General features: G+C 72.5%; 2 pseudogenes. Both read left to right on the top strand.

Annotated features, from left to right (window positions below):
* Positions 1-555: pseudogene (locus KUM32_RS36330) on the top strand (NADH-quinone oxidoreductase subunit L); the annotation flags it as partial.
* A gap of 1 nt (position 556) precedes the next feature.
* A pseudogene (locus KUM32_RS36325) lies at positions 557-818 on the top strand (NADH-quinone oxidoreductase subunit M); the annotation flags it as partial.

The following is an 818-nucleotide window of genomic DNA, read 5'->3' as shown; positions in this document are numbered from 1 at the left end:
ACCCGCGGCGAGCACGCCGAGCCGCACCCGCACGAGTCGCCGAAGTCGATGACCATCCCCATGATCGTGCTGGCCTTCGGGTCGGTGTTCGCGGGCGGCCTGTTCAGCGTCGGCGACCGGTTCGTGCACTGGCTGGAGCCGGTCACCGGGCACGACCACGGCGACTCGCCGCTGAGCGCGACCACCGTCACGCTGTCCACCGTCGCGGTGCTGGTCGTCGGCGTCGCGCTGGCCTGGGCGCAGTACGGGCGCAAGCCGGTCCCGGTCGTCGCCCCGCGCGGCTCGCTGCTCACCCGGGCGGCCCGCCGCGACCTGCTCCAGGACGACTTCAACCACGTCGTCCTGGTCCGCGGCGGGGAGCACCTGACCCGCAGCCTGGTCTACGTCGACCACAAGCTGGTGGACGGCGTCGTCAACGGCACCGCGGCCTCGGTCGGCGGACTCTCCGGGCGACTGCGGCGACTGCAGAACGGCTACGCGCGCAGTTACGCGGTCTCGATGTTCGGCGGTACGGCGGTCCTGATCGCCGCGACCCTGCTGATGAGGGCGGTCTGACATGTCATTTCCCCTGTTGACGGCCACGGCCGTGGCGCCCGCCGTCGGCGCCGTCGCCGTCGCGGCCGTCCCGGCCGCACAGCGCACGCTCGCCAAGTGGGTGGCCCTGCTGTTCTCGCTGGCCACGCTGGTGCTGGCCGCCACGGCGTTGGTCCGCTTCGACCCCGACAGCGAGGACCCGTACCAGCTCACCGAGTCGCACGCCTGGATCGCGGACTTCGGCGTCCGGTACGAGCTGGGCGTGGACGGCATCGGAGTGGTGC

The sequence above is a fragment of the Streptomyces sp. AC627_RSS907 genome, from assembly GCF_019049165.1.
This window is presented reverse-complemented; position numbering and strand designations above follow the sequence as displayed.